At 42.4% G+C, this 7,923-nt stretch carries 7 protein-coding genes; all 7 read right to left on the bottom strand.

What is annotated here, in order from left to right; translation table 11 throughout:
* Nucleotides 1-7 precede the first annotated feature (7 nt).
* Nucleotides 8-2,209 (bottom strand): tetratricopeptide repeat-containing sensor histidine kinase, encoded by a 2,202-nt coding sequence (locus BWI44_RS18060; RefSeq protein ID WP_195210016.1) that lies wholly within the window; start codon nt 2,207-2,209, stop codon nt 8-10.
* 152 nt (nt 2,210-2,361) lie between these two features.
* The gene (gene der / locus BWI44_RS18065) at nt 2,362-3,675 is read right to left on the bottom strand and encodes a ribosome biogenesis GTPase Der (protein WP_007659544.1); all 1,314 of its coding nucleotides are present in this window, start codon (nt 3,673-3,675) and stop codon (nt 2,362-2,364) included.
* A gap of 46 nt (nt 3,676-3,721) precedes the next feature.
* Nucleotides 3,722-4,603, bottom strand: coding sequence for a GTPase Era (era, locus tag BWI44_RS18070; protein WP_286815657.1), 882 nt, complete (start codon nt 4,601-4,603; stop codon nt 3,722-3,724).
* 110 nt (nt 4,604-4,713) lie between these two features.
* A complete protein-coding gene (locus tag BWI44_RS18075; RefSeq protein ID WP_118296178.1) occupies nt 4,714-5,718 on the bottom strand; it encodes a beta-ketoacyl-ACP synthase III in 1,005 nt (334 codons plus the stop codon).
* Nucleotides 5,719-5,831: 113 nt separating this feature from the next.
* On the bottom strand, nt 5,832-6,017 hold the full coding sequence (gene rpmF / locus BWI44_RS18080; protein WP_002562387.1) for a 50S ribosomal protein L32: 186 nt from the start codon (nt 6,015-6,017) through the stop codon (nt 5,832-5,834).
* Between the two features lie 12 nt (nt 6,018-6,029).
* Nucleotides 6,030-6,614, bottom strand: coding sequence for a YceD family protein (locus BWI44_RS18085; RefSeq protein WP_007659541.1), 585 nt, complete (start codon nt 6,612-6,614; stop codon nt 6,030-6,032).
* Nucleotides 6,615-6,688: 74 nt separating this feature from the next.
* Nucleotides 6,689-7,831 carry a sensor histidine kinase gene (locus BWI44_RS18090; RefSeq protein ID WP_044534289.1) on the bottom strand — a complete coding sequence of 381 codons (1,143 nt, stop codon included), beginning with the start codon at nt 7,829-7,831 and terminating at the stop codon, nt 6,689-6,691.
* Nucleotides 7,832-7,923: the final 92 nt, after the last annotated feature.

The following is a 7,923-nucleotide window of genomic DNA, read 5'->3' on the forward strand; positions in this document are numbered from 1 at the left end:
TGTTCGATTAGATTAATACGTTAATTTTCAAACGGGTTCCCTTACCAGGAGAAGAGACCAGTTCAACTTCAGCACCTACGGTTTCCGCTCGCTGCCAGATAGTCCGTAAGCCGATACCCTTAGTTTTCTTGCTCATATCAAACCCTTTTCCGTCGTCTGCTACAAGTATGGAAAGGTCATTATTTTCCAGAACTAACTCTACCTGTATACAGGTTGAGCCGGCATATTTTACTGCATTGCTCACTGCTTCCTGAACAATGCGATAACATTCAAAACTGATTGATTTAGGCACTACATTCCAATCTACACCTACCGTAGAATGATATTCCGCATGCGTACCTTCTGGCAATGATAAGTGCAAAACATAGTCAGCAAGCAGTTCATCGAGTGTAGCATACTGGAAAACCGGTGGCATCAGTTCATGGGAAAGTTTTCTCAACCTTTCCCTAGTATTATTCAATAAATCCAGCTGCTTATCCAGATCAGCTCCTTCTTCAGTAGAAATAGTACGAATATTCATTTCAAGTGCAAGCAAATTATTACATACATCATCATGCAATTCAGTTGCCATACGCTCCCGTTCACTCTCCAAACCATCAATGTATTTTCGTGTTAAGCGCTGTTCTGTTTCTTTCTGGAGCTCCAGGAATTCGCGCTCTTTTTCACAAGCTGCATTTGCCAGCAAAGCAATCCTTGCCCGCTGACGTTGGCGTGCATAAAGTGAGCCCAGCAACAAAATTCCCAGTAAAGAGATCACCGAACCTACAATAATACGGTGACGTAACATATACGTCTCCTGTTCCAACTGTTCACGCCTCAGGCTTACAATCTCCAACTCCTTCTCTTTGGTCCGGTACTTCACAGAATATTCGGACAACTGGTCAGTCTCTTCCGTCTGGAACACAGAATCACGAAGTGCATAAGCCTGCGTCATATAATTATAAGCCAAAGACAGATTATTCACAGCCAGATAACATTCCGATAATTTCCTGTAATGCTCATAATCACGTGCATCTTTATATCCACTACGGAGCATATCAACTATCTTGCGATAATAAACAATAGCATCCGCATAGTTCTTACTTTCCTGCAACAATGCAGCTTTTGCCTGGTAATACTTGAAACGCTCTATATCAGTCTGCATCTCATGCGCCAATTTATCCAACTTCTGCAAGTACTGCATTGCAATATCCAGATTTCCATCCAACCGGTAGGCATTTACCAAATAATTATAAGCATTACATAGCTGCCTTCTGTCATTCACCTGCTCCAAAAAAGGAATAGCTTTCAGTAACGTGTCAATGCCCTCTGTACGCATTTTCTCCATTCGTACCAAGATGGCACCCAAATTAACATAGCACGTACCTATCCTCCGTTTATTATCTGTCTTCAAAGCATATTTCAAAGCTTTTTCGGAGAAGGAAATAGCATCCTCCGGTCGATTCCAGTCACAATAAGCCGTCGCTATATTTCCATATATAAAAGCGACCGTGTTGTAATTTCCACACAATTCACACAAATGGAGCGCTTCTTCAAAGTTAGCGATACAATCCTCCAGATTCTTTTTCCGACGATAGATAGTGCCCAACTGATTCAGATTTTCAATCAACATAGCTGTATCTTTATCGGCAGCAGAGCGCTCACTGGCACGAATGGTATAAACTAAAGCCGAATCGGTCTGTCCCTCAAAAAGAAAAGAACTGGCATAATTCGTCAATATGGTGCGGCATGCCTCCTCAGCACCCGGCAAACCTTCACCAGCTACCAACCCTTTATGAAAATAATAACGTGCAGAGTCATAGCGGGCATCCGCATTACAATAATATCCCATATCACAGCAAGCCTGGGCTATTGTAAACCTCAATCCAGCCTTTTCAGCCAAGCCAATGGCTTTCCGTTTCAAAGCGTACCCCTGCTTGAAGTCGCCTTTAATGAAGTAACCTTCACTTAGCCAGATGTAGTATTCGATAAATATTTCCGGCTTTCCACTGTCTATGGCCAGTTGATGAATGGAATCGGCGTATGAAAGAAGTAAATCAGGATCTTCTTCTGTCTGATAAAGGAGTTTACAGACCTTGACATAGCTATCCAGGTTTCTGTTTTGGGCTGCCTCTTGTTGTAATGCGCGTAAATCCGACTTGTCCTCTGCCCACAGCACACCTATGGAGAGGAGCAAGCAGCATCCCAATACCCACCTGTAACGTTTCATCTAATCCTTTTTTATGTTGTCAGAGCAAAAATAAATATTATATTTATATTAACCTATTTTTTATTTACATTTTCCTAATAAGCAACAAAAAAACCGCCTGATTTATAACTAAATCGGGCGGTTTCATACCAATATCTCAGTAATCGATTTATCTACTTCTGACGGATATAAATATTTATCGGAGTTCCTGTCAGGTTCCACTTTTCACGCATCTTGTTTTCCAGGAAACGTTTATATGGCTCTTTCACGTACTGCGGCAGATTAGCGAAGTAAACAAAAGAAGGCACCTGTGTATTCGGCAATTGCGTAATATATTTAATCTTGATATACTTACCTTTGGTTGCAGGAGGCGGATATGCCTCAATCAACGGCAGCATTTCCTCGTTTAAGCGGGCAGTCGGAATACGCGTCATACGGTTGTCATATACACTGCGTGCTTCCTCCAGCACCTTCAGGATACGTTGTTTGGTCAATGCCGAACCGAAGATGATAGGGAAGTCAACGAATGGAGCAAAGCGGCTACGGATCGCATCTTCAAAAGTCTTCATCACTTTCACAGTCTTATCCTGTACCAAATCCCACTTATTCACTACTACCACCAGACCTTTGGCATTCTTCTGTATCAGTGAGAATATATTCAAGTCCTGGCTTTCAACACCACGTGTAGCATCCAACATCAGAATACACACATCCGCATTCTCAATGGAACGGATGGAACGAATCACAGAATAATATTCCAGATCCTCATTCACCTTATTCTTTTTACGGATACCAGCAGTATCTACCAGATAGAAATCAAATCCAAACTTATTATAACGGGTATAGATAGAGTCACGTGTTGTACCGGCAATCTCCGTTACAATGTTCCGTTCTTCTCCGATAAAGGCATTCACGATAGAAGATTTACCAGCATTCGGGCGTCCCACCACAGCAAAGCGGGGAATATCCTCATCTAGAATCTCATCCGTATCCTTTTTAAATGTACCCACAATCAAGTCCATCATATCCCCCGTACCGCTACCCGTCATAGCCGAGATGCAGTAAGGATCACCCAGACCCAACTTATAAAATTCGGGAGCATTGTATTGTAATTCCCCGTTATCAGTCTTATTGGCAATCAGCAACACCGGCTTTTGAGTCCGGCGCAAAATGGCTGCTACCTGCATATCGAGGTCAGTTACCCCATTCATCACATCTACTACAAACAATATAACGTCTGCTTCGTCCACAGCCATCAGCACCTGTTTGCGTATTTCCTCTTCAAAGATATCGTCAGAGTTCACCACCCATCCGCCGGTATCTACCACGGAGAACTCTTTCCCCAGCCATTCGGACTTACCGTACTGGCGATCTCGTGTTGTTCCTGCTTCTTCGTTCACAATTGCCTGACGTGTTTTGGTCAAGCGATTAAATAAAGTAGACTTTCCCACATTGGGGCGTCCTACGATTGCAACTAAATTTCCCATAGTTCACTCTTCTTGTTTTTGCGACTATCACAGTCGTATGAATACTCTAATCCAGTTGATAGCCAAAATTGCGCAACTCTTTATCCGAACTACGCCAATCCTTATCCACCTTCACAAATGTCTCCAGGAAAATCGTTTTTCCGAAGAACCTCTCTAAATCACGGCGTGCTTCAGTAGCCACTTTTTTCAGTGCCTTACCTTGCTTGCCGATAATAATTCCTTTCTGCGAATCGCGCTCCACATAAATCACAGCGCTGATATGTATCTTCTTCGCATCCTCCTTAAACTGTTCCACCACTACCTCTACCGAGTAAGGTATCTCCTTATCATAGTACAACAAAATTTTCTCTCGGATAATCTCGTTTACAAAGAAACGGGCCGGCTTGTCCGTCCACTGGTCCTTATCAAAGTAAGGCGGTGAATCGGGCAACAGTTCTTTCACCCGCTTCATCACATAATCCACATTGAACTTTGCCGTTGCAGAAATCGGAATAATCTCTGCATTGGGCAATAATGCTTTCCAAGCTTCCACAAGTTCCACCAGTTTCTCCTGGTTCGACAAATCAATCTTGTTGATAAGGAGCAACACCGGTATTTCCATGTGTGCCACCTTCTCCACAAACTCATTATGCTTATCGGGTGTCTCAACCACATCTGTTACATATAGCAACACATCCGCATCTGTCAGAGCCGAAGTAGAGAAATTCAGCATAGACTCCTGCAACTTATACTGTGGCTTCAGCACTCCCGGAGTATCCGAGAATACAATCTGCATATCATCCGTATTATAGATTCCCATGATACGATGACGGGTTGTCTGCACCTTGAAAGTAGCAATCGAAATCCGCTCGCCCACCAAGGCGTTCATCAATGTAGATTTACCCACGTTCGGATTTCCCACGATGTTTACAAAACCAGCTTTATGCATCACATTCCTGTATTTTAGTTGAGACAAAAAAACGCATCGAATCGAAGTAGGATGCGTTTTTTTAGTTTATATGTTAGTAACCGTAATTCGTAATCCGTGTAATTATACAGTTACTTTTTTTTTCCGTCGTATCCCCACTTCACGTAAACGGCTCCCCAGGTAAACCCTGCACCGAATGCTGTAAAGATCAGGTTATCGCCTTTTTTCAGTTTATCCTCGAAGTCCCACAGACAGAGCGGAAGCGTACCGGCACTTGTGTTACCATAATGCTCGATATTAATCATTACTTTCTCATGGGGAAGCTCCAGGCGGTGAGCTACTGCATCGATAATACGCAGATTGGCCTGGTGAGGAATAATCCAGTCAATATTCTCTTTGGTGAGATTATTTCGTTCTGCAATGGCAGCGCACGCATCCGACATATTCGATACAGCATATTTGAATACTGTACGGCCTTCCTGATAAATGAAGTGCATATGGTTATCCACTGTAAAATAAGAAGGAGGGCATACAGAACCACCTGCTTTCATATGCAAGAAAGGTAATCCCTTACCATCTGTTCTCAAGATAGCGTCCATAACACCTACATCTTCCGTAGTAGGTTCCATCATAACCGCAGCTGCACCATCACCGAAAATCGGACAAGTAGCACGCTCTGTGTAATCTACCATAGACGACATTTTATCAGCGCCTACTAAAATGATCTTCTTATATCTTCCCGAGCGGATAAAGTTAGCTCCTGTTTCCAACAGATACAGAAAACCGCTGCACGCAGCCTGCAAGTCAAAAGCAAAAGCATGTTTTAAACCGAGCTTATCACATAAGATAGAAGCTGTAGAAGGGAAGTGATAATCAGGAGTAGTAGTAGCTACAATCACCAGATCGATATCATCAGGATCAGAACCAGTACGCTGCATCAACTGCTTTGCAGCCTTGCGAGCCATGTACGAAGTACCCAGTCCTTCTTCGTTCAGGATATGTCTTTCCTTTACTCCGATACGGGTCATAATCCATTCATCGTTGGTATCCACCATTCTTGATATCTCTTCATTCGTCAAGATATAATCGGGTACATATCCGCCGACTCCTGTAATTACTGCATTTATTTTTTCCATCAATCCTGCTTAAAGTTAATAAATACCTAAACAACGGTAGTCTAAAAAGGTTTGTGTGTTACAAATCTTTTTAGACATCCGGCATTCAAGTATATTCTTCATCAGGCTGCAAATTAAACAGCAGCTTCTTTCTCGATAGCAAGCTTGCCTCTGTAATATCCGCAAGCACCACACACTGTGTGATATACATGCCATTCGCCACAGTTCGGGCAAATAGCCAATGTAGGAGCTACTGCTTTATCATGAGTTCTTCTCTTTGCAGTTCTTGTTTTAGACTGTCTTCTCTTAGGATGTGCCATTTTTCTTAATCTTTAATTGTTATCTAATATTTTCTTTAATTCATTCCAACGCGGATCAATCTGTGTTTCCTCCGCATCACTCTCCGGCATTGCATCTTCACCTTCGATAAAGATTTCATCTTCCGCATCATCTTCATCTGCTTTTGTGCGCAGATGCTTATGCAATTTGCTGCTAACGGCCTTATTACATTTTCCGGGAGCATGTACATGCTTCATCGGGATTGCCAACGCAACAAATTCATACATGAACCATGCCACATTGATCTCCCCTTCTTCTTCAGGGATCACAATGAGGTTATCACCTTCTTCAGCATACTCATGACCAAACTTTACCATCAGTTTATCTGTAGAACTAACCGGCTGTTCCATATCGTCCAGGCAGCGGTCACATGGCACCCACACCATACCCTCCGTCTGGAAGTTGAATTCGAAAGCACGAGATGTTTTCTTTACAACCAATGTAACATTAACTTTGCCCTTCTGTACTTCCGGGCCATCAATGTTAGCGAAAAAAAGGTTATCCAGTACAAACTCATACTTACAAGAGTCTGCCTGCATGCCTTTCAAATCTATTTTGTATTTATCAAACTTTCCCAAAGCTTCTTTTATTTATTCGGGCGACAAAGATACAAATAATTATCCTCATAATGTATAAATTAGCCACGAAATATTCATTTTTTAAGCTCTATTCTGAATATCGTCCCTTTATTGATCTCCGATTGCTTTACAAAAATACGCCCCGAATGATATTCCACCACAATCCGGCGTGCCAATGACAAGCCCAGTCCCCACCCTCTTTTTTTGGTGGTATAACCGGGAGCAAACACTGTTTCAAAATTCCGTTTGTCAATTCCCTTTCCCGTATCAGCCACATCAATATGCCAAAATCTTGACGTTTCCTGTACTGAAATAGTCAAAGTTCCAGCTCCTCCCATTGCATCAATCGCATTCTTACACAGGTTCTCTATCACCCATTCAAACAAAGCAACATTCAGCCTTACAGGCGGAAGTAAATCCGGCAAATGGGTAATGATCTTCACCTTGTTCGAAGTACGATGGGAAATATAATCCGTCACCCGTTCCAACAGAGCTTTCAAGTCCGCCTCTTCCAACTCTGGAACAGAACCTATCTTCGAGAAACGATTGGCAATCATCTGCAAGCGTTCCACATCTTCCGCCATGGCAGGAATCAAGTCATCCTGTGGATATTGCGCCTTCAACAATTCCGTCCATGCCATTAATGAAGAGATAGGAGTTCCCAACTGATGGGCTGTTTCTTTAGATAGTCCAACCCATACCTTATTTTGTTCTGCTTTTTTAGAACTCAACAGGGCAAAAATAGCAATCAGAACAAAGATAAGTACCACTGCCAACTGTACATAAGGATAAACAGCCAGCCGCGTGAGCATCAAGGAAGGACCATAATACACATTCAGATAGTCACCACCACCATTCAAGTCGATACGGATACAGTTTCCTTCATGGCTGAAGCGATTCAGTTTTTCTTTCAGCGAAGCGATTGTATCGGTTGGAGATAGCTCAATATTCCTGTAAGTTTGTACATCTTCATTCTGATCCACTACAATTACCGGAATTGTATGATTGGCGTTCAGAACTTTCAGCACCATAGTCAAATCCGTATTTCCATCAGCGGTTTGGAGATTCTTCATTGCCTCGGCCCACACCTCCATACGTACCCGTTCTTCAGCAGATAAATCGCTTATCAGAGAATGGGAAACATACAGGGAAGAGATAGCTATAATCACAGCAATCAATATCAACCAGAACTTTATAGGACGGATTTGCTTCAGCATATATAAATAAGGTGTAAACTTACAGTATATAAACGAAAAAACAAAAAGAATATTATCTGGACAGGGGGTATAAATACAAAAAGCCCCCATAT

The organism is Bacteroides sp. Phil13, from assembly GCF_001940965.1.
GTDB classification, from domain to species: Bacteria; Bacteroidota; Bacteroidia; order Bacteroidales; family Bacteroidaceae; genus Bacteroides; species Bacteroides intestinalis.